The following is a 24,374-nucleotide window of genomic DNA, read 5'->3' as shown; positions in this document are numbered from 1 at the left end:
GCGAGCTCATCGACAATATGCAATTTGCGTGCCGTTGGTAGCAGCCTTTCGATCTTGGCCAACCACGAATATCAGGCCAATGTGACAGGCCCGCTCGTTAAAACCGGCTCATTTTCTTGCGTATTCTACCGGGGATGCAGCAACGCGTTGCTCTTTCGCGAGCAACATACCGCAATGATCTCGTTAATTGTCCCGAAGGTGGACGGGAACGCTTCCAGATCATACAATGCCGCCTCTTGCACGCGGCGGATCTGGGAGGACGCGCGATGCCGATCTTCATGGACCGTCACTTTCTCGAAGGTACCTCGGCCGCCGAGGTCGCCCAGGCACACCGCATGGATATCGACATTCAGGATCGATACGGCGTCAAGTTCCTCACCTACTGGTTCGACGAGCGGCGCGGAACGGCCTTCTGTCTGGTGGACGCGCCCGATGTGGAAAGAGTCCACTGCGTGCATCGCGAGGCCCACGGTTTTGTCGCCAATGAGGTCGTCGAGGTGGCCCTGTCGGCCGTCGAGGCCTTTCTCGGCCGCATCAACGACCCCGACCCGGCCCCCGGCCAATCCGCCCCGCAAATGGATCCCGGCCACCGGGCAATTCTCTTTACCGACATCGTCGGCTCGACCGAGATGACGGCCCGCCTCGGCGACCGCATGGGGACGGAGCTTGTCAGGGCCCATGACGCGATCGTGCGCCGATGCCTCGGCAAAAATTCAGGCCGCGAAGTCAAACATACCGGCGACGGCATCATGGCGGCCTTCGCAGCGACGACCACGGCCGTCGAATGCGCCATGGCGATCCAGCAGGAATTTCAACATTACAACAGCGGCAACAATGCGCAGCCGATCCATATCCGCATCGGGCTCGATTGCGGCGAGCCGGTCGAGGACAGCAACGACCTCTTCGGCTCGACCGTGCAGCTGGCGGCCCGCCTCTGCGCGGCGGCCGCCAGCGACCAGATCCTGGTGTCGGAGAATATCTTCCGGGAATATGGCTCCACCGACCTCTTCGCGCAGGCCTCGCGGCGGCGGCTCAAGGGGTTTTCGAAGCCTGTGCTGGTCTTCCGGTGCGACTGGGCCAATGCCAGTCATCCTTGAGCAATTCAGCGGAAGTGCGAAGCGGCTTTGCCCGGTAGAGCGCAAACCGCTTTGTCGGTAACGCCGCAAAAAACAAATAGATAGAGCGCAGGTTGAAAGCGTTACGTCATTCTCTGTGAGTCTGTCAGCACGCAACGTTGAGATGCGCATTCGCGTCCTTCGTCAGTCGCGTGTCGCGCTCGGATCTTTGCTTTTACGCACGAGATCCGACTTCACCATGGCAAAAAACAGGCGGCCGTTCGAACCGCAGGTTGCCGGCGGCCTGTCCGTTACCCAGCCATCGGAAGGGACAGGCCGCGCGGAGGCCGCTATTTCAGCGGCAAGAACAGTTCCGCCACCGCCTCATGTTCGGAAACCTCCGGGAAGAAGCTCAGCCGCTGGCAATAGATCGGGAAATCGCGCGCCTCATCACCGCTGGCCGGAAGCCAGTTGCGATAAAGAAAGAGCGCGGCGGGCTCCAGATTGTCGGTGTTGCCGACGATGCGCAGCACCGCGCAGCGCCCGCCGGGGATTTCGCCTGCTTTGATCTCATCGCCGTTCGGCTCGATCGGCCGGTTGGTCCCGACACAGAGATCCAGACTATAATCGGCAGGCGATGCAGGCCGCCGTTCGGACCGCCACACGTTAAAGGTCGGATTTGTCCTGGGGTGCAGGCCGGCAGCCTGGCGCCACGCGATGAACCGCTGAATGGTGGCGCCGAGCGTTGCCGGATCGCCCCGATGCTCCATGATCGCCACCGGCGTCGGGGCCACCTCGCGGATCGTCACGTCGTCGATGGTAAAAGTCTTCTGCATGAGCTTGCTCCTGGCGTTGTCGAGAGGCCCGAAGGCCGCAAGCCACGGTTCCCAGTCGGGAGATTTCCGGAAAGACGAAGGCGATTGCCCGAACCGTTGTCGGAAGGCGCGGGCAAAGGCGTCCGGTCCGTCGTAACCGGCATCCATCGCTATATCGGTGACGCTTTCGGCATCCCGGTAAGCAAGCCGGTATGAAGCGCGCTTCATCCGGGCAAGCTGGATATAACGATGCACCGATAGACCGAAGGTCGCAGTGAACTGCCGGTGGAAATGATATTTCGAATAGGCTGCGACGCTGCTCAGCGCGTCCAGGTCCAGATCGCGGTCCAGATGCCGGTCTATGTGATCCAGCACCCGTTGCATCCGGGCATGGTAGTTTTGAAGCGGCGCCGCCTTCATCGTTCTGTCCTCCGTGGCAGCGGCAGCTAAGCGCACACAGACCCGACGCGCTCGACCAATCTTGCGGTTTTGCCACGGGTTTCAGACCGTCGCCAAGGACAGTTTTGCAGGGAAGCCCAATTCGGGGAGAACGGTAAAGACATTTGCGGGGCCGGTCGCTCTCACATCGACCGCAGTTGGCGCTGGAGCCAGCTTCAGCAAAAGGCGCCGGTGCCAAGCGGTTCACACCAGGCTGAAGCAGTTCCGCCGCATCGCCACCCGTTATAATGGGCCCACCGCGAATAATCCCGCACAGCGGAACATGCCCCGTGGCGGCCGCAGCTGCTCGGTAGTGCATCAGCGGTTCCGATCGAATCAGGCATTGCCGATCGTTTGATCGTTCATCAGATGCTCGAAATTCGGCACGCCCTCGGCCTTTGCCAGTACGCCCGACATCTTCAGGAAGCGCCGGAAATTCTCCCTCGCTGCATTCAGCGGGAAACGGCCGCTCGCCGTATCCCTGCACGCCCTCAGCAGCGTATCATATGCCAGCCCTCGCTTGTCCTGCGGCCATTCGTCGAGAAAATCGATGATTTCGTCGAGAGTTGTGATCTGGGCGACGAAATGCTGACGACGAAGAAAAACTGGCTCGAACCGAGCTTCAGGCATAGTATCCTCCCATTTATATTACTTTTTTGTGGATTTATATTACTGAAAATGCTTGAATATTTCAAGACAAATCGGGTTTGATTTATCGCAAGAGACACTGCAACTACTTCCATTAGGATAGAATAGGAGATCCGGATCGGCTGGACATTAAATGTGCAATCACGCCCTCTGCCCACGATCGATGCGCGTAATTGCGGCCACCCTTGCTCGCGAAATCCGAGTGCTGCCGTGATAGAATGACGGACAAGGATCAACCCGAGGAGATGCAGATGAAACGACTTATGAGATCGGCCGCGGCTTGCGTGCTGATCGGCCTTTCCGCCATCGTGTCCTCCTGCACCACGCCTGCGAGACACAACGGGGAGGATTATCAGTATCAAGTGGATACATCGAGGAACCCGGCTTGCGCAGGTGGATTCCGACCCAGCAACGCACGCTCCTGCAGCTATTGAAGTGCCCAGGGGTTGGCAGCGCCTGCGCGCAACGACAGACGGCCGATACCGCAGGATGCAAGCTCATAAGCTGTGTCGTTTCCGCATCACTGCCTGCAGGGTTGTAAAAATCCGCTTGGCAATGGCGAATTGCTCCGCTACAGAAACACTCACCGCTTCAGATCGAACATAGGGAGGCGTTGCATGACCCCAGCATTCATCGACAGCTTCCCGCATGGAATGTGCCGACGCTAGGTCACTTCCATTCGCGGCCGCCCCGAGCGCGCCCGACATGCGGTTTTACCATTCTTCATAGCCCGATTGATCTGACGGGATCATTTTGTCTCCCGCCCGGGCCGTGTCACCCAACTCTCGATTTGAGGCCGGTTGCCGGAATACGGGCCGGGCAGGTTAAAATGACTCGCAGGAAGCTCGATTTTCGCGCCGATGCCTATCGTCAGGTGCTCGGCTTTGTTTTTCATCATTGGAGGCATCGGCCGGTTTTGGTCGGCGCCATCATCGTGCTGGTGGTATCCAGCACGGTGGCCGAAGTCATGGTGCCGGTGTTTTCCGGCCGGATCGTCGATGCCATCGCCGGCGGCAATGCCGCCGATGGCGCACTCAGCGCCTTTGCCATGGTCGTGGTTCTCGGCCTTGCCAGCGTGATGCTGCGCTGGTTCATCTTCAACGGCATTATCCGGCTGACGCTGCGCATCATGGCCGATGTGGTCAATAACGGCTTCCACAAGGTGCAGCGGTTTTCCACCGACTGGCACGCCAACAGCTTTGCCGGTTCGACCGTGCGCAAGATCACCCGCGGCATGTGGGCGCTCGACTCCCTCAACGACCTGTTGCTGGTCGCGCTGCTGCCCTCAATCGTCATGCTCGTCGGGGCCAGCGTCGTGCTCGGCAGCTACTGGCCGGTCGTGGGCCTGTTCGTGGCCGTGGGGTCGCTGATCTATATCGGCGCGACTGTGGCGCTTTCCATGGGCTTCGTGTCGCCGGCAGCACGGCTTGCCAACGCCTGGGATACCAAGCTCGGCGGCGCGCTCGCCGACGCCATCAGCTGCAATTCGGTGGTCAAGGCCTTCGGCGCCGAAAGCCGCGAAGAGCTGCGCCTGCGTCACGTGCTGGCCAAATGGGACAGGCGGACGCGGCGCACCTGGAAGCGCGGCACATCGAGCGGCACGATCCAGGGCTTCATGATGGTTTCCATGCAGGCGGGCATTCTGGGAACGGGCCTCCTCATGTGGCGGAAGGGGCTGGCCACGCCTGGCGACATCACCTTCGTGCTGGCGATGTTCTTCGTCCTGCAAGGCTATCTGCGCAATGTCGGCCAGGACATCCGCAACCTGCAGCGTGCCGTCAACGACATGGAAGAGCTGGTGCTGCTCGACAAGATGCCGCTTGGCGTCGAGGACAAGCCGGACGCCGGGCCGATCGCGATCGATGCCGGCGAGATCGTCTTCGATCGCGTTACCTTCCAATATGGCGCGCATCCCGATCCGCTTTACGAGGATTTTTCTGTCACCATCGAGGCGGGCGAGCGTGTCGGCCTGGTGGGGCATTCGGGCTCGGGCAAGACGACCTTCGTCAAGCTCATCCAGCGCCTCTATGACGTGAATGCGGGCGCCATCCGCATCGACGGACAGGATATCGCCGACGTCAGGCAATCAGACCTGCGCAGCCAGATCGCCATCGTGCAGCAGGAGCCGATCCTGTTCCATCGCACGCTGGCGGAGAACATCGCCTATGGCCGGCCGAACGCCTCGCGGCGCGAAATCGAGCAAGCGGCGAAACAGGCCAATGCGCACGGCTTCATCATAAGCCTGCCCAACGGCTATGAGACGATGGTCGGCGAACGCGGCGTCAAGCTGTCGGGCGGCGAGCGGCAGCGCGTCGCCATTGCCCGCGCCTTCCTCGCCGATGCGCCGGTGCTGATCCTGGACGAGGCGACGTCGAGCCTCGACAGCGAGAGTGAGGTGCAGATCCAGCAGGCCATGGAACGGCTGATGGTCGGCCGCACGACGCTGGTGATCGCCCACCGCCTGTCGACGGTGCGGGCGCTCGACCGGCTGCTCGTCTTCGACAAGGGCAAAATCGTCGAAGAGGGGGACCACCAGGCGCTGATCCGGCTCAATGGCGGCATCTATCGCCGGCTATTCGAACGACAGGCGCTGGAACTGACCAAGGGTCTGGTGGCCTGAAGCGAAGACGCCAGGGCGGATGCTCTGGCGTCTTCTTGTGAAGTGACGCGGCAGCTAGCTGGGCGGAAATATCATTGGCGAACGGGCTCACGACAGGGCAAAAATCTTCACCTCCCTGCCGATGCCCTGAAGTTCCGCCATCCGCGAAGCCGATCTGACGCCGCTGTCGCGCAGGATTTCCGAGACATTGGCATCTTCGACGATCGCCTCCGTCGTCATGATCACATTCGGGTCGGCAAGGCCCTGGACGCGGGAGGCGATATTGACCGTCTGGCCGAAATAGTCCTGCCTGTCGTTCAGGTTGACGGCGAGGCACGGCCCCTCATGGATGCCGATCTTCAGGAGCAAATCTTCGCTGCCGTGTTCGGCATTTAGTCGCCGCATCGCCTCGCGCATCCTCAGCGCCGCCGCCACCGCCCGGTCCGGGCTCGGAAAGGTTGCCATCACGGCATCGCCGATCGTCTTGACGACGGCGCCGGCCTCGGTGGCGACAATCTCGTGAAGAACCCTGAAATGCGCCCGCACCAGATCGAAAGCGGCCAGATCGCCGACACGCTCATAAAGCGCGGTCGAGCCCCTCAGATCGGTGAAGAGGAACGTCAGGCTGGTGATCTTCAGGCGCTGGTCGACGTCGAGCGTATCGGTCCGGTAGATGTCGCGGAAGCTCTGGTTCGTCAGCAGGCGCTTGGCCGTCAGAAACGGCCGCCGGCGGCCGAGCAGGTCGTGCAGTTCATCTCCGGCGATGCAGACATTCGGCACCACCCGGCGATCGGTATGGTTCTCGAGGGTGAGCCGCAGCAGACCCGGGCGCATCGCCACGGTTTCGTTCAGCGCATGCCCCCGGCTGATGACCATCGACAGGGCCTGGCGTTCGCTGGTGGGTTCACCCTGCACATCGATAAACTGCGCGGAGTGCGTGACCGCATCAAAGATGATGACGAATTGCGCCGGCAGCTGCAGCGACACGAAGGCCTTCTCGCCCGGGGCCAACTCGATCAGTTCCAGCAGGATGCGGTCGAACCTGGCTTCGAGATCCTCCGGCAGGTCGACGCCGGAGCTGAAGAAGATCTGGCGGTAATATTCGACCGGAGACAGCCGGTCGGGATCGTGGGCGGCAATCCCGCGCACCCGCGGACTGACGGTGAAGGTGACCTCGACCATTTCGTCGAGGGTCGGTTCGTATCCGGCCGCGCAAAGGGCGCAATGATAGGTGTCCTGGACGACGCCTTTCAGCGTCGCGCCGCTGTCGAGAACGCCACCGCATCCCGGGCAAAGCACATTCCACGTCATCTCGAACGCGCCTATGCGGGCGGCGTGGAGAAAAGCGGCGATGGTTTTCTCTTCATCGAGATGATGTTTTTCGGCGAAGGCGAGCGCATTGATGCGGTTGAGATCGCGATCGGCGCCGTGCCTGACGACATTTTCGATGCACTCGACCGTCTGCGGGTCAGCCGCCTGTCGCAGGGTGGCAAAAAGCACGTCCACTTCGCTCATCGGACAAGTCTCTGTACTGACAACACGGCCGATAAGGCCAGTCCCGTGATGATAACACGGGACGTTCCCAATAGAAATCAAAGGGCCAGATGCCGCTCGCTCCCGATCTGCTGGCCGGCCATCTCCGGCCCTGCAGGACCAACCGCCGGCAGCCAGGAACCGCCGATCACATCCTATTTCCGCAGTGTCGAGATCTGCGTCGTGTCATACCGTTCCCGTAGTTCCGCGATGGCGCCCGCATCCGGCGGGCTGCTTTGTGCGACGAGCTTTGCGAGTTCCTCGAAATAGTGTTCGTGTCCGGGCGGCGAGACCGTCATGATCATCCTTGCCGTCTTGCCGCTGGCATTGCCGATATTATGGGGCACGCCCGGCGGGATGAAGACATAGGTGCCGGGCGTCGCCGTGATCTTCCGGCCGCCGACCTCCCACTCGCATTCACCTTCAAGCACAAAGAAGGTCTCTTCCTGGACGCGGTGAACATGAAGCCCGGTGAAGAAACCCGGCGGCAATGTCCAGTCGAACATCGACGTATGCTTGGTGTCTTCCCCCGCCACGAGGAACCTCAGGGACTTGCCGGCCAGGTTCAGTTCCTTGCCCTCACCCGGCATTCGAACAACGGCTTTCGCGCTCATTTCACTCTCCTCCATTTTTCGAAACATGCGGCCTTTTCAGCCGCTTCAACGATGCCGCCTTCCCGCCTAGAAGTCGCAAAGGTCTTGCGAAATTGTTGCAAAATTTCTGCGAATGATATTTCCTCGACACATGACTGCGATGCATAAGTTCGGCTCGTTTTGCCTCGACGCGGATGCCGAAATCCTGTTTTGGCGAGCAGAGCCGCTGGGGCTGGGGCGACGCGCCGTGGCGCTATTGCGGGTGCTTCTGGAACGGGCGGGAACGCCCGTCGGCAAGGAGGCGCTGATTGAAGCCGCATGGCCCGGTCTCGCCATCGAGGACAGCAATCTTACCGTTCAGATGGCGGCCATACGCCGGGCTCTTTCGGCGGGCGGAGGGACGGACTGGATCGAAACCCTGCCGCGGCGGGGCTACCGCTATATCGGGCCGGCGGTCACCAGCGAAGGTTTGCCCGCCAGCGCGGCCCAGCCGACAGTGCCCGTGTCTGCTCTTCCATCCCGACCTTCCGTTGCCGTGCTTCGCTTCTCGAATCCGAATGGCGACGGGGAAGACGATTATTTCGCGGACGGTGTCGTCGAGGACGTAGCGGCGGGGCTCTCCCGGGTGAACTGGCTGTTCGTGATCGCCCCGAAATCAAGTTTCACCTACGACGCCCAAGCTCTCGGCCTGAAACAGATCGGCCAGGAGCTCGGCGCGCGCTATCTGCTGCAAGGCAGCGTGCGCAGGTCCGGCGATCGTGTGCGGATATCGGCGCAGATGATCGAGGCGGAAACCGGAAGCCTGCTGTGGACGGAACGCTTCGACCGCCCGCTCGCAGACATTTTCGATCTGCAGGACGAAATCGCTCTCAACGTCGTCAGCGCCATCGAGCCGCGCCTGCGTCGGGCGGAACTGGAGCGCGTCAAGCGCAAACGACCCGAAAACCTCGACGCCTACGACCTCGTTTTGCAGGCCCAGCCCGACGTCTATTGCGGCATGCCGACCGAGGCAGCAAGGGCGTTGGCGCTGTTGGAGCGGGCGCTTGCACTCGAACCCGGCTATGCGCTGGCCCATGCCTTCGCGGCCATGTGCCATCACTGCCTCTTCCTGCGCGCCGGCTTGCTTGAAGACCATCGTCTGGCATCGGTCCGGCATGCGCGGGCGGCCATTCTCTACGGCCAGGACGATGCGCTTGCCCTGACGTTTGCAGGTTTTTCCATCGGCATGGACGATCATGATCGTGACGCCGCCTTCGCTGCGGCCGAGGCGGCGCTTGCCGTCAGCCCGTCTTCGGCGATCACCTATATCGTCGGCGGCGTAATGTTCGGATGGGGTGGAAAGGCTGAGCGCGCCATCGAATGGGGCGAGCGGGCTTTGCGCCTCAGCCCCTTCGACCCTTGGGCATGGTCGGCTTTCCATGCCCTCATGCTCGGTCATTTCCATCTGGGACATGATGACGAAGCCGTCAAAGCGGCCTACAGGGCGGTTCAGCACAATCCGCGCCACAGCATTTCGCACATGCTTCTGGCGGCAGCGCTCGCAAAACTTGGACGTCTCGGCGACGCGAGGAGTGCTGCGGCTCGGGTTCTGGAACTGCAGCCTGCGTTTCGCTACAGCATGCAATTTTCCGGCGTCGACTGCGACCCGGCTCTGGCGGCCTCTCTCGGCGCCGCGCTTGATATAGCGGGGCTGCCCGGATAGCGGAGCTGCGCTTCAGAAATCCAGGGAACAGCGCAGAAAAAGCGAGCTTCACCGCCCCCACTTCCGCTACATTAACGCGTTTCGGCCTCTCGGGCCTGGTCGCAAAGGAGAAACGATGGATCGTCTCGTCGGCGCGGATGAAGGGGCTCGATCGGCGGAGCGAGTGGACGAGGCCGGGCGTGCGGAGGGTCTTGCGCGAGATATTACCGCAGTCAAAATCGGCGACTGTCTGCTCGGCTACAAGGCCGTGCAGCGCCGGATGCGGGGCGGCCGCTGGAACCATTTCCGCGGTCGCATGCGCGAGATCGAAAAGTTGATCCGGCACCGCCATGGAGAGATCGTGCCGGAGGCGGATGACGCCCTGATCTATGTCGAGGTGATCGCCAGCCTTGCTTTCGTCGAGTTCGGGGAAGGGTTTGTCGAGGTGGTTCTCGGCTGGGCGGCGCGATGGCTGCCCTGGGCTCAAAAGGCGGCGATCGAGGAAATCATCTATGAGCGGACGAAGCTGCGCTTTTCTCCGCTCACCGCCGACGCGCTCGGTCACGCCCTGCATCTGAGCTATGCCGAACGCAGCGCGCTCGACATTCGCACCATCGGCGCCTTCGACGTGCCGAAGGCGAAAAGAGCAAAACTGCAGAAGGAAAAGCGGCGGCAGCGCGACCGAAACCGAAAGGAAGAGCAGCGGCGGGCCGCCGGCGCCGTTTCCAGGGCCGATTATCTCCAAAACTCCCTCAGCGCCGCCCGCCCTTGGGAAGCCTTCGGCATCAGCCGCCGCACCTGGGAGCGACGCGGCAAACCGATGCCGGAACCAATGCCGGACGCCGCGCCGATTTCGCTCGCCGCCTAGCTCAGCGGCTTTTTAGTCTGTCAGCGGGGCGGCCCGAACCAGGTGTTCATCGCGGCGTCGAGGCCATCCTGAGACCCCTCGCCCACCCAGGCCACATAACCGTCCGGCCGGATCAGCACCGCGGTCGGGGCTGCGACCGCCCCCACCGCCGGCAACTCCCATGGCCCGTCATAGCGCGCATCGACCAAAGGCACGCGGCCTGACCATGGCCCGCTGTCGAGGCTGCCGCGCGGTCCGAGGTTCAACAACACCGGCCTCGCGTTTTTCAACAGGGTAAAGAGACGCAATGGGCCGTCCGGCGTGACCAGGTCGAGGTCGGGCATGCGGCGGCCGAGCAGCGGATGCCCCTCGCCGAGGTCGTAGCGGATGCCGAGCCCGGACATTTCGCCGGCGATCTTCTTGCGCGCCTCCTCCAGGCCAAGCAGTTCCAGCACGACCTCTCTGAGAGCCTCGGTGCGATCATCGGTCCGTTGCAATGCGACCTGCGCCATCGTCATGCGCAGCACGCGGGCGGCGACCGGACAACGCTCGGCGTGATAGGTGTCGAGCATGGCCGCAGGCGATATGCCCTTCACCACCTGGGCCAGCTTCCAGCCGAGATTGACGGCATCCTGCACACCGGTATTGAGCCCCTGCCCGCCGACCGGAGAATGCACATGGGCGGCATCACCCGCCAGCAGCACCCTGCCCTTGCGGTAGACCTCCGCCTGGCGCGACATGTCGGTGAACCTGGAAATCCACCTCAGGCCGTGGATGCCATAATCGGTTCCGCAGGCGGCGATGAGCGCTTGCCTGAGATCATCAAGCGTCGGCTCGCCTGCGCCGCCGGCCGTCTGTTCCGTCACCATGATGTTGATCGGACCTTCGCCGGCAAACACCACCTTGCCGTCGCGGATCTCATAATCCTCGCGGCCGAAGGCATGCATGCCGAGCGCGGTGCGATGGACGCCGAGCGGCGGCTCCTCCTCCATCTCGGCCTCGGCGAGAATATTGCTGGTCGTCGCATCCCATCCCGGAAAGGCGATGCCGGCGATCTTGCGGACCAGGCTGCGGCCGCCATCGCAGCCGACGAGGTAGCCCGCGCGCAGCGACGACCCATTGGAGAGTTCGAGGGTGACGCCGGTCTCGTCCTGCACGAAACCAGTCAGTTCGCGGCCGCGATAGATCGCGACCGGCAACTCGCCGACCCAGCCGGACAGGATGCGCTCGATATGCTTCTGCCGCAGCGCCAGCCCGTAATTGTGCCGTGTCGGAAAATCACTTATGTCAAGCCGCGTGACCGCAAACCCGGTCACCTGGGCGACCTGCCCCTCAGCCAGGAACCGCTCGACGATGCCGCGCTGGTCGAGAACCTCGAGCGTACGCGAACTCAGACCGCCGGCCCGCGAACCGACGATCTCCTGATTCTCGCGCCGTTCGACGATGGCGACATCGACACCCGCCAGCGCCAGTTCACCCGCCAGCATCAGCCCCGTCGGCCCTCCGCCTGATATCACGACCGCATGTTCTCTCATCGGCGAACTCCTCGGTTTCGAAGTGGGCGCAGCATCTCAGAGGGCCGGACCGATTCGGCCCGACCGCATCCGGGCGCCAATTCGATTGCGTGCGCGATCCCGGCTCGCCCTGCGCCGTTGGCGGCGTGCGTTCTTTTGGCAGAAAGGTCAAATTGCGGGATCAAACATCCCGACGCAGTTAGGACAGAGTTTCCCCCGATCAAGCGTGTTCCTGCGCCCGCTGCCGAAGCCACGCACAGAGCCGCCTGGGTGCGAGGCGGGTGTCATCCAGACGCATCAAGGCGAAATGCCAGGCCGGTCCCGTCAGCACTTGTGAAAAAGGTGCGATGAGAAGTCCCTTGTCCAAAAGCGGCCGAAACAGAGACGGCGACAACAGCGCCACGCCCGCACCTGCCACCGCGGCATTGGCGTCCAGCTCATGCGTGGGATAATCGACCGACGCAAACCGCAGCGACCGAGGCGCCCTGCCTTGGGCGCTCTTGAACCAAGCATCCCAATCCGGATGCGGCAAAAGCTCGAAATCCGCCAGAGCGTCCGGCGTCTCCAGGCGCTGCGCTCCAAGCAGGGAGGGCGCCAGCATCGGCGTTGCCTCAACGGGCGTGAGCCGATATTCCTCAAGCCCGTCCCATCCGCCACGACCCGTCCGTATGGCGACGTCAAAAGCGGCCGGATCGCGAATATCGGCGGAGACGTCGACCTCGATGGGCGAAATTGCTGCCGCGGGATAACGTGACAGCCGAGGGGCGAGCCAGCGCGACGCGAATGTCGGAGGTGCGGTCACGCGCAGCGGCGGCTTGGCAGCCTGAAACTCATCGAGTGCCGCGGCAATGCCATCCAGAGCCTGGCGAACGCGACCCGCCAGCACAACGGCGTCAGTCGTCGGGACAACGCGGCGTCCGGCTCGATGAAAGAGCCGCTTTCCGAGTTCTGCCTCCATTGTGCGGATGCGGAGACTGACGGCCGCAGGGGTAAGGCACAGGCGTTCGGCCGCGCGGGCGAAGCTGCCGGCGGACACGCATGCTTCCAATATTCGCAAGGACTCCAATGGCGGCCGCATGGTCTCCTTCATCAGTTCTTCTTGTGATGCTCACAAGCAAAGCGCGTTTTGAAGGCAGCGCGCACGCAGATAGGATTTGGCGTCAACCATAGGTGAAGTCAAATGTCCCTGCAATCTCAGCACTTGTTCACACTCTTCATGACCCTTCATCCGGCGGTGGAGCTCGGGCAGACGCCTGCCGGAAGCCGCCGCATATTTGCCGTCTCCGGCGGATCGTTTCAGGGTGAGCGCCTCAAAGGGCAAGTATCGCCCCTGATCGGCTCCGACCTCCTGCTCGGGCGAGCAGACGGCACTTTCCAGCAGGATGTGAGACTTCTGCTCCTGGCCGACGACGGCGCCTCGATCTTGATGACCTATCGCGGCGTCAGACGCTCCTCGCCTGAAGTCGACATGCGTCTCGGCCGCGGCGAAGCGGTCGACGCCTCAGAATACTATCTGCGGACAACGCCCTATTTCGAGACGGCGGCGCCGCAATACGCCTGGCTCAACCAGATCGTTGCCGTCGCCAAAGGCGGCCGGTGTCCAGGTGGCGTTGAGTATGAGGTGTTCGAAATTCTCTAGCGCACCTGATCGAGGAGGCAAGCGAGAGGATGATTGCCCCAGACCCGTCAGCGCTCTAGGCCGACCTGCTCCTACCGGTTCCTCCCCTGTTTTGTGCATGCTGCTTGCAGAACTTCTCCCCTGTCGCAGGTTGTTCCCCCTATAAATATAGGCTCTCTACTGGTGGGAAGGACTTGCGACAGAATTTCCGCCTTACTTTCCAAAGCCATGTTCGTTCCCGCTTGCTGGCCTTTGCTGTGCAACGAAGTCTTTTCAACACGACCTGACCGGGTGCGCGCGCCGGATCCGGCAGAAGCCTTGCCGGTCATCATTTGTTCTCGGAAGGGGCCAGTCGATTTACCCCAGCTGTCTTACTGCGGAGCCGCACCTTTTTGTTGAATCGCCGCGGCGGCAGGTGGTTCGGACGGATCTCCGGGATGGCCATAGATTGTGTACAGGGCGCCCGCCAAAATGCCCAACACGAGGAGAGCCAGTACGTACAGCATCATTCCGCGGATCGCCGTTTTCGGTGTTCTGTCCATCAGGGGACCTCCAAGATAACTCCGGGCTCAAAGTCGATGCGGACGCGTTTGGTTCCGAGAATGAAGTCTGCGGCCGCCCCGTCGGGCATCTGCGCGAAGGCCATATGCCTTGACGATATGACGCTCAAGCGTTGCGGCCTAGCCGTAGGAACGGACAGGTACTTGGGTATGTCGACCCATGTGCTCCCCGCCACATCCCTATCGAGTAACTTCCAAAGATGTTTCCTGTCGAACCGTTCGGTATTCGCAACCAGGATGATGGCTTTGGACAGATCACCAAACTCGGATCTGTTCTGCAGCCCTTGGAAATCCTTTCGATTCAGAGGAATATCGATCCCGCGCCAACTCTTGGGGGTCTCATGGAAAATCACGAGCCGTTTCTGCGCGAGGCAATTGCGCTCTCGAAATCCGCGATGGAAAACGGCGACGAACCGTTTGGCTCGGTCCTGGTCAAGGACGGGCAAGTCATCCTGCGCGCCGAAAACAGCGTCTTCACCGGCCACGATATGACAAACCACGCCGAGATGAACCTGATCAAACTGGCGGCACAGCACTACGACCCTGCTTTTCTCGCTGACTGCACGCTCTACACCAGCACCGAGCCGTGCGCGATGTGCTCCGGGGCGATCTACTGGTCGGGTATCGGACGCATGGTGTTTGCGTGCTCCGAGACGCGGCTTGGGGAGATTGCCGGGATCGGGTTGAACGTACCCAGCCGGGCGGTGTTGCAGACCGGCGCGCGTGCCGTCACCGTGGTTGGCCCGACGAACCTCGAAGAGGAAGCCGCCAAAGTCCACCGGGAATTCTGGCCGAAACATCTGGGCAAGATTTAGAGGCCCAGGGCCGGAAAATTCCAGCTCCCGCTGACCCAGATCGCGGTGAGCTTCACAAACTGCGGAAGCGCGAACTCAAAACTGGAAAACTTGGGGGCAAGATCACTGGTCTTGCGTTTAGCGGGCGCTGAGCGAACTTCCCGGCGTGCGTAGGACCAGCATGGGGGCTTTATGGATATTGATTTGAACCAGGGTGGCGCGTCTGCCAAAGCTGTTGGCGCAGAGCCACCCCCACATTGGCCACATGGAGTCGGCCCTATTTCTCTTGATGGGCTTGGTCGGCTTGGGGTCAGTGATGACAACTTGCTTTATTGGGACGGCAAGAAGCTCCAGGTCGAAAGGCGTTTCAGCAACGTTGAGCGGATAATCGGATGGCTCGTCGCCGCGTCGAGCATCTTAGTAGCGGTTGCGACGATCTCCATGGCGGTCACGGACTACCTCCGCTTCTTGAAGGGCGCTTGAGCCGAGGTCCGGGAGTTAACCGGGGCCCTGGCAAGAGTGGGAACCACCGGGATATTCGATACCCCAGTGCTTGTTCGCCGCCGGTCGCAAGCCCGACCGTTTCCTTCTGCCCCTGCCGCATTTGATCAAGGCGTCACATGAGCAGTCGCCAAGTTGGCGAGTCCTCCACGACCGAAGGCTTCGCGGCGCGGCGTGCCCGCCGGACAACGCCGGGGTCAGCACTGATCAGGCGGGCATCATGGATGTCTTTGCGAGAAAGGCCGATGTAGCCAACGCCCACTGCTTCCGCATTGGAGGTAGTGCGCTGCCGTGAAGCGCGTATCTCGCCCGCTCTTGGGCGGCGTCATATTCATCGGCGGCGCTTGGCGGCGGCCTACTCTCCCGTTTGGGGGTTCCTTGCAATTCGTTCGCCCGTTTGGGGGTTTCTTGCCCCTTCGCCCTGCGCTTTGCCCGAGCCTGTCGGACCACTCTCCTTGGAGCCAGGCGCTTCGGCTCCGTTTTGCGGACCACCCAGCCAATCATCGGTCTCGCCGGTACGCTGCTCATTCCATTTAAGCTGGCCTCGAAGATCTTGAGATACTGGCTCGGGTGGCCTTCCCCTGCCGGAAAATTCGGCTCCGTTTTGCGGCCCGCCCAACCAATCACCAAGGTGATTTTCTTCCTCGCCGTTTTGCGGCCCGCCTAACCAATCCTCGGAACCGCCCGATAGTGAACCTTTCGGCGCCTTTTTGAGAGCGGCAGCCGCGTATTCTGGGGGGTCTTGGATTGTCTTCTTGGCGGGAGGAGTCTTGGAATTATCGGTCATGACGATCTCCACTGTTGCGCCTTGTTGGATTGGTAAGGCAACACCCAGAACTTATCAGATCGGTCATTTTAGGACTACCCTAGGATTATATGGTAATTTTTGCCGTCTTAGGTTGTATTTAGCAGCAAGTTGGAAACCTACTTGAATGGCGTTGGCGGCGACAGGGATATTCAGGCCGAAATATCGACCGCCGACATCTGATCAAAGGCAGAAGGCAATGGCCGTAGCCATGACGTACCCGGAGCCAGCCGGCGGCGGGTGGTCGAGATGGTGCGGAGCACCTAGCCCGGTTCGTCAAGCTGGAGCTTAGGCTGGCGCGAGCACCACCCGCGACCACATCAGCGGCGCGCCGGCCGGTCTTCCTTCAAGCACGTAGCCGTTCATCGGAGGTTAATGCTCATTAGCCCAGAATCGCAGCCTGAAAGGATGCGCCGATGAGGATGCTTTTTTCCACACTTGCAGCAATGATCTTGTCTGCATCTTTCGCCCTGCCGCTAAGCGCCACGCCGATGGTCGTGCCGAAATCAATAGCGATGTCCGCCGCCGACGTCGATCTGATCCATTACCGTCGCCACGGTCATGGACATGCGTATGGCCACTGGAAGAAACACCGGTACGCTTACCGTGACTGCCGGTATTATGGCTCGTGCTATCGTCCGCGGTATTACGGCCACCGCGACTATTATGGTTATCGCGATTACTACCCGTATCGCGACTACGGCTATCGCCATTACCCGTATCATCGTCGGTCAGGCGTAAGCGTGTATTTCGATTTCTAGTTGCCAATGCCAGGGTGGCCAACAAGCGCGCCGTCGGCGTCACCTGCCGGCGGCTTTCCCGCTTTTCATGTGCCGTGTGACAATCATGTGCCGTAAATATGCGCTATGAGCCATAAAATCTGAGTAATTGGCGGTAAAGCTTTACGCCAATTACTGCGATTACACCATTGAAATCATTGCGGGTTTATGGTGAGAGCGTCGGGGTTCGAACCCGAGACCTACTGATTAAAAGTAGGCAGGTACGGGAGCCGGCAGCGTTAGCCTGGAGCTGGTCTACGCTTGTATTTAATTGAAAATACTAGCTTTTCAGGAAAACTCACGTTAGTTTAGAGCTGGAGCGCGCGGGCTAACGCCGGAGCGCGCGTTAGCTGCAAGATAGCCCGGAGGCTAGCCGTGAGCAAGCAGACAGAGCCAAAAAAGAAAATCACCCGCGCCGTGTTGGAGAACGCCCAACCCCACGAGGACGGAAAGACCACCCGCCTAATCTGGGACAGCCGCCTAACGGGTTTCGGCCTACGCATACGGCCGAGCGGCGCCAAGGCGTTCGTCTACGTCTATCGCGCCAACGGCAAGCCGAAGTGGGCCACCATTAAGGCGACAACCGCCGACGACGCCTTCGATCAAGCGACCGAGATGGCCAATCAATACCACCGGGGGAAGGACCCGGTTGCCGAGCGGGAGGAGTCGCAGCGCGAGGCCACCAGGAAGAGCAATGCAGCTACGGTGGGCTATATGCTCGACTTGTTCGTAGCCGAGCATGCGAAGTCGCAGTTGGCTGAGAAAACGGCAGACGAGTACGAGCGGACAGCGAATAAGATCCTCAAGCCCGAGATCGGCAAGATCAAGCTGGCGGCGCTGACGATGGAAGATGTTCATTCGCTCTTCGACAGGCTCAGCAAGCGCCCGCGCCAGCGTCGCAGTAAGAAGCCTAGTCCGAATGCCAAGCCCCTACCCCCGGCCAAGGCGCAAGCCGAGGGCGCTATGCGAATGCTGCGCGCCGCGCTCAACTGGTCGCGCAGCAAGAAGAAGGCCACGCTCTACAGCAACGCGCTGCCGCCGCCGCTGGACTTCAAGGAGCTTGGGTTGAAGGGCACGAAGCGGCGAACGAGGCTCTTCACGGAAAACGAGGTTGCCCGCCTTCTGGCGACGACCGAGACGATGGCGGCGGGGGGTCGTCTACAGCCTTCGACGGCGATAGCCGTCCGGCTCATCTTCGCGCTCGGGGCGCGGGCGGGTGAAGTGTGCAAATTGCAGTGGAGCTACATTGACCGCGAGGCCGGGCTGATAATTTGGCCCAAGACCAAAACCGGACAGTTGGAGAAGCCCATCACGCCGGAAGTGGAGCGGCTGCTCAAGGCTGCCCCCCGGTTCGTCGGCTCGCCGTGGGTCTGCCCGGCCACCGACCCGGAGCTGCCGCTGCGTGTGGACGTTCTGGGTTCTGCCTTCAAACGCGTAATGAAGGAGGCGGAAGTGACCGGGGGTTACGGGATTAGCTCGCATACCATCCGGCACTGGTTCAGCACGAAGACATACACGGACTCTGACCTGCCTATGGCAGTCGGAATGGCGGTCGTTGGGCACAAGTCGGTAGCCACGGCTATGCGCTACACCCACGTCAGCCGTGAGGTGCTGGCCGAGGCGGCGCGGTCGGCGGCGGCGCGGCGCGAGCGCACTGTGGAGGCCGCTGCAAAGAAGGGCAAGGTGGTGTCGATCAGGGGAGAGAAAGAGTGAGCGATCACACGACGCCGGCATGGGAAACAGTCTGCTATCCCGAACGAGAGAAGTTACCTCGCCGCGCGACAGACGTCGAAAAGCAAAAGGTCATCGAAGAACAGAAGGCAGAGGACGCGCGGCGCATAGCCGCGCTAACCGACTGGGTACTCGCGGAGAGCCTCCGGCACGGGGCAGAAAATTCCGACGGGTACGAGCGGTTCATGTTCGATCCGAAGTACCACATGCGGGCCGACGAACTGGACGCTGTGCGCAGCGCTATCACCTCACCAGCGGACAGGGGTCGCCTGATGGCGGCGGCTCTGCGGCAGTCCCCAACCGAGGCCTTTCTAGAGATCGTGGCGCAGCTTCTCGAAAGTGGGGCATTCACCAATCGCTCGCAGCCCAGCGTAGAACTGTCTCTTAGACAGATCGAATTTGTTCAGGAGCACAAGGAGATAAAGAGGCTGCTTCTTCACGCCTATCAAACGTCGTCGGCGAGCCAGACTGACATCGCCCGGCGCGCGACCGAGGTGGCTAAGCTCATCTGCGGGATGACCGCGAACGAGGCTAAGAAGGCAAAGGAGCAGTATAAGGACAATTTTACGCGGAACGCAGAACTACGCTGGCTTCTCCTGACCAAGACCATCGCGCGCCGCAAATAGGTTTTTAAAGCCCCTTATTGGGGTGCCGGCCGTGACCGGCTACAACCAGCCTATTACCAATAACGGTAGTATTTCTCAGCAAGGAGAAAGTAATGGCTGGTGAAAATGAACTACTCCCGCCCTCTGCGGCGGGGAAATATCTTGGTGGCGTCCCAGTTGACACATTGCGCTGGTGGAGGTGGCGCCGGACCGGGCCAACCTTCTGCCGCGTTGGTCGTCGCGTCATGTACCGGCGCTCCGATCTCGATAACTTCATTCGGCGCGGCGAGGTCCATGTCGCGGAGGCCGCCAATGGCTGAGGACGAAAAAGATAAGGGCGGGGTTGCAGCCCCGCCCAGTAACAACCTTACTCGCAACGGGTCGAATAATAGCGTGCCGGCCGATGCCGGTAAACCCGACCCCGCCCTGTTCGATCCGCGCATCGAGGCGATACTGGAGAACAGCCCGCGCCGCGATTTAGACGAGTTCACGGAGGAGTGCGTAGCTTGCCTAGAGGATGCCTGCCGAAAGCAGGAAAAGGCCAGTGAGGGTTTCCTGCTGAACAAGGAGAGCGAAGACCGGCTAAGCCGCGCTCTGGCCTTCGACGACGACACGCTGCGGGTGCGGCGGTTCACCTATTCCGATGGGTGCAAATTCGCGCTCTACGACTGCTGCCGGTGCAACTGGTCAGGGGCGCACTTCCATGACCTCAAGGGCCGGTACGAGGCTGCTCTGCAGCTAGAGGCACAGGCAAAAGAGGGTGATGAATGACCCTCCAGCCGAACAACAACCTCAAGGGGCGCTCCGCTGCGGAGCGCCTTTACGAACTATTCCGTGGCGCTGAGCAGCGGCACGGCACGTATGACGTCAAGCGGCTGCGTCTTGTCGGCTCCAAGATGGAAATGAAAGACGAGGCTGGCAACGGACCTCGCGACGTAAAGGGTCGTTCCTCGCCAGAGCTGTGGGAGAAGCATCTTGCTGGCGCCCGCCCGCTCGGCGTCAGTCCGTTGCGCGAGGACGGAATGAGCCGGGTCGGAGTGGTCGATATTGACCTCTACGACGGCGGCATCGATCACGGCGAACTTGCTAGTAAAATCCGGCGCGAGGGTCTGCCATTGGTGCTGACGCGCTCCAAGAGTGGCGGCGGGCACGTTTGGCTGTTCGCCAGCGATTGGATGCCGCAGGCCGCGATGAATGCCGCGCTGACCGCGCTTGCCTGTCGGCTCGGCCACCCTGACGCGGAAACGTATCCCCCGGCCACCGGCCTCGGTAACTGGATGAATATGCCATATTTTGGCGGCGAAACCTCCGACCGATACGGCGTGAAGGCCGGGGGGCTAGGGATGGCGGTGGCGGAGTTTCTTGAGACGGCGGAAAAGGCGCGCCAGTCACCAACGGCAATTGCGGCGCTGACCCGCCCGCCCGCGCCGGAAGGTGTTCCAGCAAGCGGCGAAGATACCGACCGGGCGGCGCGGAAGCTGGCCGCATCGGTGACTGAGATAGCCGAAGCGCCAGAAGGAGGGAGAGCCAAGCTGCTCTATGGACTCTCCAAGGACATGGGCAAGATGATCGGCGCGGGCTGGATAGAGGAAGATGTTGTCTTCGACGCTCTGATGGAGGCCGCCACTCGCGCCCGGCTGCCGTACGGCGAAGCTGTAGGCCATGTACGCAAAGGCATCAAGGATGGGAGACAGCAGCCACCCGACGCGAGCGACGGCGATGGCGGCGATCTGTATCCGAGGATTGAAAAATTAGTCGTCCGGACGGGTGGTGAGACCGTTGAATGGCGTCTCACGCTGTCTGGGTATGGTGACATAACGCTGCCGGTGAAGGAGATCATGAACTACTTTGCGTTCAACGTGCACTGCGCCAGCCAGCTGGGTGCCGTCTATCGTCACATGAAAGTCAACGACTGGAACGAGCGCCTTCGCGACGCCCGCGCGCGGGCCGAGTTCGAAGAGGTGCCGCAGGACGAGACTGTTGAATACATGATGCGTGAACAGCTTCGCAGCTTCTGCATGGACCGACATCGAGGCGAAAGCATCGATGAGCTTCTGCTTGGTAAGCCGGTTCCCCTGCCGGAGGAGGACCGCGTGTATTTCCGGTTTGAGGACTTTGACAAGTTCCTTCGAACGGGCAGTTCGCGTTTCAAGAACGGAACGACGCAGACGATCGGCACCCTGATTAAGAAGGCGGTCGGCAAGGATAACTATAAACAGACGATGAAGATCGTGAAGGGTCGCCCAAAGGGGATACCCGTCAAGTGGGTGCGGATGAGCGTGCTTGACAAGCCGGTTGAGCTCCCGCTGCCACCCACTGCAAGGCCGCCTTTATAACCGTCGGGACGATTATAAAAGCGCTGCCGGCGATTGGCGCTTGGTAGTAGGCGAGCGCTTTTCGTGGCGGGATCGCGGAACGCGCCACTTTTAGTTTAGGCTATAGTCGTTAAGTCCGGGGGGCGTGAATAATGCAAGCGCCTGCTGCGCCTACGCTTTTACTGCGCGTATATACGTATAATCGTTATAACCGACTGTACGCCCGCGCCCCTATATACGTACGTGCGCGTGAAGTAGCGCTTAATTTGAGGCTCCCCCGGTGGCTGACCGCACGGTAAGGGCCGCCCCGTCGCTCGCCGCGCGGTACGAGCGCCGCGACCGCTGGCAGGACCCCTAGCTCTCGCGGCCGAGCCGCGCTCTAGGGTACCCTCGGCGGGAGCTTTGCGCTTGTAGGCGGGCTCCTACGGAGCCTTGCGAGTCAGCCGTCTCTTACATACGCTCGGCATCCGGGCGTTGTGGGGCAGGATTATGCAGAAGCATTGGGACAGCTGGGGTTGGGCGGCGACGGCCATCCTTGTCATTGGAGCGTACGTTGGTGTGATGTATGGGGGAGCTTCGCTCTTCTCGCGTGACACATGGTGCTACGGCGCAGACGATGAATGCTTGCGAGAGTGGATGTCGGCGCTCGGCGGGTGGGTTGCCGTTGTTGTTGCGGTGCCAACCATCATCTACCTATCGAAGCAGGTGCGGGCAGCAGAGAAACATCATCGGACAACAATAGGTATTCAGGCGCGACCAACTTACATGTTGGCACAGAAGGCGGCTGAGACTTCGGTGAATATAAGAAATCAGATCGCCTCAAAAGGTGAGCTTTGGGAGATCAATAATATCCCATCCGATGTCGAGTTCAAAAAGCAAGCAATAAAAAGATTAGGGTTTCTAAAGGATTTAGTAGACAGAACTGAATTTATCCGAATCCAATCGGAGATCGAAGTGACGTACATGCGACATGAGCAATTGCTCAAGTCTATCGATGAATCGATCGATAAGCTTAAAGAGCGGTATACTCGCCTCGAAATCAGTCCGAGCGAAGCGGTAATAGGTTGCTCAGCGAATTCGATGCAATACCTTGATCAGGTAAAGGATGTTTGCGATCGCTTTATAAGGGATTTCGAGCGAATGACTGACCACCCCAGGTAAGTTCCTCGGCCCTCCTTCCCGCGTCGTCGCCCTTTGCGCTACGCGCTTTCACTCTCCTCGATTGCGACCGCCTTATAATCTATTAGCAGGTTAACGCATATAAAAACCCTTTAAATCAAAGCTTTAGCACGCTAGTATACAACTAAGAGTTGATGCAGCTAACGCTCAGCTAATCAAAAGTAACCCGCCGTCGATTTTAGCGAGTTCCGCCGCCATGGCCAAACGAGGACCGGAATGCTCAGTCTGCAGGCACCGTGAGCGCGCAGCCATTGACCTCGCACTGGCCCGCAACGTACCGTTCGCAGTGCTCGCCCGGCGCTACAAGCTCGGCTCCGATAGCCTGCGCCGTCACGCGAAGAACCACATGCCGCCTCAGTTAAGGGCGCAGCTCTTGGCCGGGCCCGAGCTACCCATGGACATAGACCGGCTGCGAGAGACGGAATCGCAGTCGCTGCTGTCCAACATCGTCGCGCTTCGCCACCGGCTCTTCGCCTCGATGGACGCCGCCGATGAGGTTGGCGATACGGCGGCAGTGACGCGCATCTCCAGCCAGCTGCACCGGAATCTCGAGTTAACAGGCAAGCTCCTTGGCGACCTGAACACCGGCACCACCATCAACAATAACGTGCTCGTATCCCCGGTCTACATCGAGATGCGCACCGAGCTCGTCAAGGCGCTACGGGGCTTTCCCGATGCACGGCAGGCCGTCGCGCTGGTGCTCCAGGGGCTAGAGACGCGGTTCGCCGAAGGCATGGTGATCGACCACTCCTACGCCAGCGGCCCTGTACCCGGCAACGGGGTTGGCGGCTCATGAAGAACCTCGGCAGGCTCACCCTCCGAGTACCAGCGCAGCCCCGCCGCGCGCTGGGTGAAGGCAGACCGGCAGCGCCGACGCACAGGTCTCCGGCTGGTTTCCCTGAGTGTCGTTCCGGGCCTTCTCCTTTGTGTTTGCCCGACGCGCGCCGGTCTGCCTCTTTTCGCCATTCGTGGAGACAGCATCGATGCTAGCCCGCGACCTTGCCCGCGCACTGAGCCCCGTCACCTTGGCCCGCGAGTGCGGCATAGAGCCTGACCCATGGCAGGCAACTTTGCTAGACGCCAACCCCCGGCGCTCCCTGCTGCTGTGCTCCCGCCAATCAGGCAAGTCCACCGTCGCGGCCTTCCTCGTCATCCAGACAGCACTCTTCGTCCCGGCAGCGCAGATCGTGGTCGTCAGTCCCACGCAGCGCCAGTCCAACGAGTTGTTCCGCACCATCGTCGGCTTCCTTGGACGGCTGCCGGGCGCGCCGCGCCCCACCGCCGAAAGCAAACAGGGAACTGAGCTATCGAACGGTGCGCGTATTCTTTCGCTACCCGGCACCGAAAAGACCATCCGCGGAATTGCCGGGGTGGACCTCGTAGTCATGGACGAGGCGGCGCGCGTCGAAGACGAACTGCTGACTGCGGTACGGCCGATGATGGCGACCAAACGCGACGCTCGCCTAGTTGCCCTGACCACGCCAGCGGGCAAGCGCGGCTGGTTCTACGAGGCTTGGGTCGGCGACGATCCATCGTGGGAGCGCGTGAGGGTTCCAGCGAGCGAATGCCCCCGGATCACGCAGGAGTTTCTGGACGAGGAACTGAAAGCCCTCGGTGCCATCAAGTTCAGCGAGGAGTACGGCTTAGAGTTCCACGACCCTGAGGAGGCCGTCTTCCCACTCGCCATTATCGAAGCCGCATTCACGCAGGAGGTCAGAGCACTATGGTAGCACACTCCAGCCCTCCGATAGGCCGGGGCGCCAG

Annotated in this window: 24 protein-coding genes; 16 read left to right on the top strand and 8 right to left on the bottom strand. The window is 61.1% G+C overall.

Annotated elements, in window-relative coordinates; all coding sequences use genetic code 11:
- The first annotated feature begins 266 nt into the window (after positions 1–266).
- A complete protein-coding gene (locus J2J99_RS10735) occupies positions 267–1,097 on the top strand; it encodes a nickel-binding protein (protein ID WP_168296953.1) in 831 nt (276 codons plus the stop codon).
- A gap of 308 nt (positions 1,098–1,405) precedes the next feature.
- Here the strand turns inward: J2J99_RS10735 and J2J99_RS10730 are convergent, their stop codons facing one another.
- Both J2J99_RS10730 and J2J99_RS10725 read right to left on the bottom strand, forming a co-directional pair.
- Entirely contained in the window at positions 1,406–2,290 is an 885-nt protein-coding gene (locus J2J99_RS10730; protein WP_168296954.1) for an AraC family transcriptional regulator, read from the bottom strand.
- 354 nt (positions 2,291–2,644) lie between these two features.
- Positions 2,645–2,938, bottom strand: a complete 294-nt coding sequence (locus tag J2J99_RS10725) for a DUF982 domain-containing protein (RefSeq protein WP_168296955.1) — start codon at positions 2,936–2,938, stop codon at positions 2,645–2,647.
- A gap of 847 nt (positions 2,939–3,785) precedes the next feature.
- Between J2J99_RS10725 and J2J99_RS10720 the strand changes: the two genes are divergently transcribed.
- Entirely contained in the window at positions 3,786–5,576 is a 1,791-nt protein-coding gene (locus J2J99_RS10720) for an ABC transporter ATP-binding protein (protein WP_168296956.1), read from the top strand.
- An 87-nt stretch (positions 5,577–5,663) separates the two neighbouring features.
- Here J2J99_RS10720 and J2J99_RS10715 read toward each other — a convergent pair whose 3' ends face one another.
- The gene (locus tag J2J99_RS10715; protein ID WP_168296957.1) at positions 5,664–7,070 is read right to left on the bottom strand and encodes an adenylate/guanylate cyclase domain-containing protein; all 1,407 of its coding nucleotides are present in this window, start codon (positions 7,068–7,070) and stop codon (positions 5,664–5,666) included.
- Positions 7,071–7,243: 173 nt separating this feature from the next.
- Positions 7,244–7,702, bottom strand: coding sequence for a cupin domain-containing protein (locus J2J99_RS10710; RefSeq protein ID WP_168296958.1), 459 nt, complete (start codon positions 7,700–7,702; stop codon positions 7,244–7,246).
- A 130-nt stretch (positions 7,703–7,832) separates the two neighbouring features.
- On the opposite strand from J2J99_RS10710, the gene J2J99_RS10705 reads away from it, so the two are divergent.
- Positions 7,833–9,383 (top strand): winged helix-turn-helix domain-containing tetratricopeptide repeat protein, encoded by a 1,551-nt coding sequence (locus J2J99_RS10705; protein ID WP_168296959.1) that lies wholly within the window; start codon positions 7,833–7,835, stop codon positions 9,381–9,383.
- Positions 9,384–9,498: 115 nt separating this feature from the next.
- A complete protein-coding gene (locus tag J2J99_RS10700; RefSeq protein WP_168296960.1) occupies positions 9,499–10,230 on the top strand; it encodes a hypothetical protein in 732 nt (243 codons plus the stop codon).
- Positions 10,231–10,250: 20 nt separating this feature from the next.
- On the opposite strand, the gene J2J99_RS10695 is transcribed toward J2J99_RS10700, so the two are convergent.
- Positions 10,251–11,744: an FAD-dependent monooxygenase gene (locus tag J2J99_RS10695; protein WP_168296961.1), complete on the bottom strand. Its 1,494-nt coding sequence runs from the start codon at positions 11,742–11,744 to the stop codon at positions 10,251–10,253.
- 199 nt (positions 11,745–11,943) lie between these two features.
- Positions 11,944–12,801 carry a LysR family transcriptional regulator gene (locus tag J2J99_RS10690; protein ID WP_168296999.1) on the bottom strand — a complete coding sequence of 286 codons (858 nt, stop codon included), beginning with the start codon at positions 12,799–12,801 and terminating at the stop codon, positions 11,944–11,946.
- A gap of 102 nt (positions 12,802–12,903) precedes the next feature.
- Here J2J99_RS10690 and J2J99_RS10685 point away from each other — a divergent pair, with 102 nt between their 5' ends.
- Positions 12,904–13,362, top strand: a complete 459-nt coding sequence (locus J2J99_RS10685) for a DUF3237 domain-containing protein (RefSeq protein ID WP_168296962.1) — start codon at positions 12,904–12,906, stop codon at positions 13,360–13,362.
- A gap of 350 nt (positions 13,363–13,712) precedes the next feature.
- On the opposite strand, the gene J2J99_RS10680 is transcribed toward J2J99_RS10685, so the two are convergent.
- A complete protein-coding gene (locus J2J99_RS10680; protein ID WP_168296963.1) occupies positions 13,713–13,883 on the bottom strand; it encodes a hypothetical protein in 171 nt (56 codons plus the stop codon).
- 359 nt (positions 13,884–14,242) lie between these two features.
- Between J2J99_RS10680 and J2J99_RS10675 the strand changes: the two genes are divergently transcribed.
- Together J2J99_RS10675 and J2J99_RS10670 are read left to right on the top strand one after the other, a co-directional pair.
- Positions 14,243–14,716 carry a nucleoside deaminase gene (locus tag J2J99_RS10675; protein ID WP_168297000.1) on the top strand — a complete coding sequence of 158 codons (474 nt, stop codon included), beginning with the start codon at positions 14,243–14,245 and terminating at the stop codon, positions 14,714–14,716.
- A gap of 171 nt (positions 14,717–14,887) precedes the next feature.
- Positions 14,888–15,178 (top strand): hypothetical protein, encoded by a 291-nt coding sequence (locus J2J99_RS10670; RefSeq protein WP_168296964.1) that lies wholly within the window; start codon positions 14,888–14,890, stop codon positions 15,176–15,178.
- A 373-nt stretch (positions 15,179–15,551) separates the two neighbouring features.
- Here J2J99_RS10670 and J2J99_RS10665 read toward each other — a convergent pair whose 3' ends face one another.
- Positions 15,552–15,983, bottom strand: a complete 432-nt coding sequence (locus tag J2J99_RS10665; protein WP_168296965.1) for a hypothetical protein — start codon at positions 15,981–15,983, stop codon at positions 15,552–15,554.
- A gap of 434 nt (positions 15,984–16,417) precedes the next feature.
- Between J2J99_RS10665 and J2J99_RS10660 the strand changes: the two genes are divergently transcribed.
- The 9 genes from J2J99_RS10660 (at position 16,418) to J2J99_RS10620 (ending at position 24,340) form a co-directional block, all read left to right on the top strand.
- Positions 16,418–16,762: a hypothetical protein gene (locus J2J99_RS10660; protein ID WP_168296966.1), complete on the top strand. Its 345-nt coding sequence runs from the start codon at positions 16,418–16,420 to the stop codon at positions 16,760–16,762.
- A gap of 393 nt (positions 16,763–17,155) precedes the next feature.
- Positions 17,156–18,493, top strand: coding sequence for a site-specific integrase (locus J2J99_RS10655; RefSeq protein ID WP_168296967.1), 1,338 nt, complete (start codon positions 17,156–17,158; stop codon positions 18,491–18,493).
- Positions 18,490–19,137: a hypothetical protein gene (locus J2J99_RS10650; protein WP_168296968.1), complete on the top strand. Its 648-nt coding sequence runs from the start codon at positions 18,490–18,492 to the stop codon at positions 19,135–19,137. Before J2J99_RS10655 ends, J2J99_RS10650 begins: the two co-directional genes overlap by 4 nt.
- A 92-nt stretch (positions 19,138–19,229) precedes the next feature.
- The gene (locus tag J2J99_RS34695; protein WP_168296969.1) at positions 19,230–19,436 is read left to right on the top strand and encodes a helix-turn-helix domain-containing protein; all 207 of its coding nucleotides are present in this window, start codon (positions 19,230–19,232) and stop codon (positions 19,434–19,436) included.
- Positions 19,429–19,887 (top strand): hypothetical protein, encoded by a 459-nt coding sequence (locus tag J2J99_RS10640; protein WP_168296970.1) that lies wholly within the window; start codon positions 19,429–19,431, stop codon positions 19,885–19,887. The genes J2J99_RS34695 and J2J99_RS10640 overlap by 8 nt, the downstream gene beginning before the upstream one ends.
- Positions 19,884–21,452 carry a TOTE conflict system archaeo-eukaryotic primase domain-containing protein gene (locus J2J99_RS10635; RefSeq protein WP_168296971.1) on the top strand — a complete coding sequence of 523 codons (1,569 nt, stop codon included), beginning with the start codon at positions 19,884–19,886 and terminating at the stop codon, positions 21,450–21,452. The genes J2J99_RS10640 and J2J99_RS10635 overlap by 4 nt, the downstream gene beginning before the upstream one ends.
- A gap of 468 nt (positions 21,453–21,920) precedes the next feature.
- Positions 21,921–22,592 carry a hypothetical protein gene (locus J2J99_RS10630; protein ID WP_168296972.1) on the top strand — a complete coding sequence of 224 codons (672 nt, stop codon included), beginning with the start codon at positions 21,921–21,923 and terminating at the stop codon, positions 22,590–22,592.
- Positions 22,593–23,004: 412 nt separating this feature from the next.
- Entirely contained in the window at positions 23,005–23,406 is a 402-nt protein-coding gene (locus tag J2J99_RS10625) for a hypothetical protein (protein WP_168296973.1), read from the top strand.
- A 187-nt stretch (positions 23,407–23,593) separates the two neighbouring features.
- Positions 23,594–24,340 carry a terminase large subunit domain-containing protein gene (locus J2J99_RS10620; protein ID WP_168296974.1) on the top strand — a complete coding sequence of 249 codons (747 nt, stop codon included), beginning with the start codon at positions 23,594–23,596 and terminating at the stop codon, positions 24,338–24,340.
- The last annotated feature ends 34 nt before the right edge of the window (positions 24,341–24,374 follow it).

Origin of the sequence: Rhizobium binae (genome assembly GCF_017357225.1) — a bacterium.
GTDB lineage: Bacteria > Pseudomonadota > Alphaproteobacteria > Rhizobiales > Rhizobiaceae > Rhizobium > Rhizobium binae.
The sequence above is the reverse complement of the archived record's forward strand: the minus strand, read 5'-3'. Positions and strand labels throughout refer to the sequence as shown.

Bases quoted from the DNA above. Each gene is read 5' to 3' on its own strand.
- J2J99_RS10735 (WP_168296953.1), top strand. From the start codon at position 267: ATGCCGATCTTCATGGACCGTCACTTTCTCGAAGGTACCTCGGCCGCC.
- J2J99_RS10730 (WP_168296954.1), bottom strand. From the start codon at position 2,290: ATGAAGGCGGCGCCGCTTCAAAACTACCATGCCCGGATGCAACGGGTG.
- J2J99_RS10725 (WP_168296955.1), bottom strand. From the start codon at position 2,938: ATGCCTGAAGCTCGGTTCGAGCCAGTTTTTCTTCGTCGTCAGCATTTC.
- J2J99_RS10720 (WP_168296956.1), top strand. From the start codon at position 3,786: ATGACTCGCAGGAAGCTCGATTTTCGCGCCGATGCCTATCGTCAGGTG.
- J2J99_RS10715 (WP_168296957.1), bottom strand. From the start codon at position 7,070: ATGAGCGAAGTGGACGTGCTTTTTGCCACCCTGCGACAGGCGGCTGAC.
- J2J99_RS10710 (WP_168296958.1), bottom strand. From the start codon at position 7,702: ATGAGCGCGAAAGCCGTTGTTCGAATGCCGGGTGAGGGCAAGGAACTG.
- J2J99_RS10705 (WP_168296959.1), top strand. From the start codon at position 7,833: ATGACTGCGATGCATAAGTTCGGCTCGTTTTGCCTCGACGCGGATGCC.
- J2J99_RS10700 (WP_168296960.1), top strand. From the start codon at position 9,499: ATGGATCGTCTCGTCGGCGCGGATGAAGGGGCTCGATCGGCGGAGCGA.
- J2J99_RS10695 (WP_168296961.1), bottom strand. From the start codon at position 11,744: ATGAGAGAACATGCGGTCGTGATATCAGGCGGAGGGCCGACGGGGCTG.
- J2J99_RS10690 (WP_168296999.1), bottom strand. From the start codon at position 12,801: ATGCGGCCGCCATTGGAGTCCTTGCGAATATTGGAAGCATGCGTGTCC.
- J2J99_RS10685 (WP_168296962.1), top strand. From the start codon at position 12,904: ATGTCCCTGCAATCTCAGCACTTGTTCACACTCTTCATGACCCTTCAT.
- J2J99_RS10680 (WP_168296963.1), bottom strand. From the start codon at position 13,883: ATGGACAGAACACCGAAAACGGCGATCCGCGGAATGATGCTGTACGTA.
- J2J99_RS10675 (WP_168297000.1), top strand. From the start codon at position 14,243: ATGGAAAATCACGAGCCGTTTCTGCGCGAGGCAATTGCGCTCTCGAAA.
- J2J99_RS10670 (WP_168296964.1), top strand. From the start codon at position 14,888: ATGGATATTGATTTGAACCAGGGTGGCGCGTCTGCCAAAGCTGTTGGC.
- J2J99_RS10665 (WP_168296965.1), bottom strand. From the start codon at position 15,983: ATGACCGATAATTCCAAGACTCCTCCCGCCAAGAAGACAATCCAAGAC.
- J2J99_RS10660 (WP_168296966.1), top strand. From the start codon at position 16,418: ATGAGGATGCTTTTTTCCACACTTGCAGCAATGATCTTGTCTGCATCT.
- J2J99_RS34695 (WP_168296969.1), top strand. From the start codon at position 19,230: ATGGCTGGTGAAAATGAACTACTCCCGCCCTCTGCGGCGGGGAAATAT.
- J2J99_RS10640 (WP_168296970.1), top strand. From the start codon at position 19,429: ATGGCTGAGGACGAAAAAGATAAGGGCGGGGTTGCAGCCCCGCCCAGT.
- J2J99_RS10635 (WP_168296971.1), top strand. From the start codon at position 19,884: ATGACCCTCCAGCCGAACAACAACCTCAAGGGGCGCTCCGCTGCGGAG.
- J2J99_RS10630 (WP_168296972.1), top strand. From the start codon at position 21,921: ATGCAGAAGCATTGGGACAGCTGGGGTTGGGCGGCGACGGCCATCCTT.
- J2J99_RS10625 (WP_168296973.1), top strand. From the start codon at position 23,005: ATGGACATAGACCGGCTGCGAGAGACGGAATCGCAGTCGCTGCTGTCC.
- J2J99_RS10620 (WP_168296974.1), top strand. From the start codon at position 23,594: ATGCTAGCCCGCGACCTTGCCCGCGCACTGAGCCCCGTCACCTTGGCC.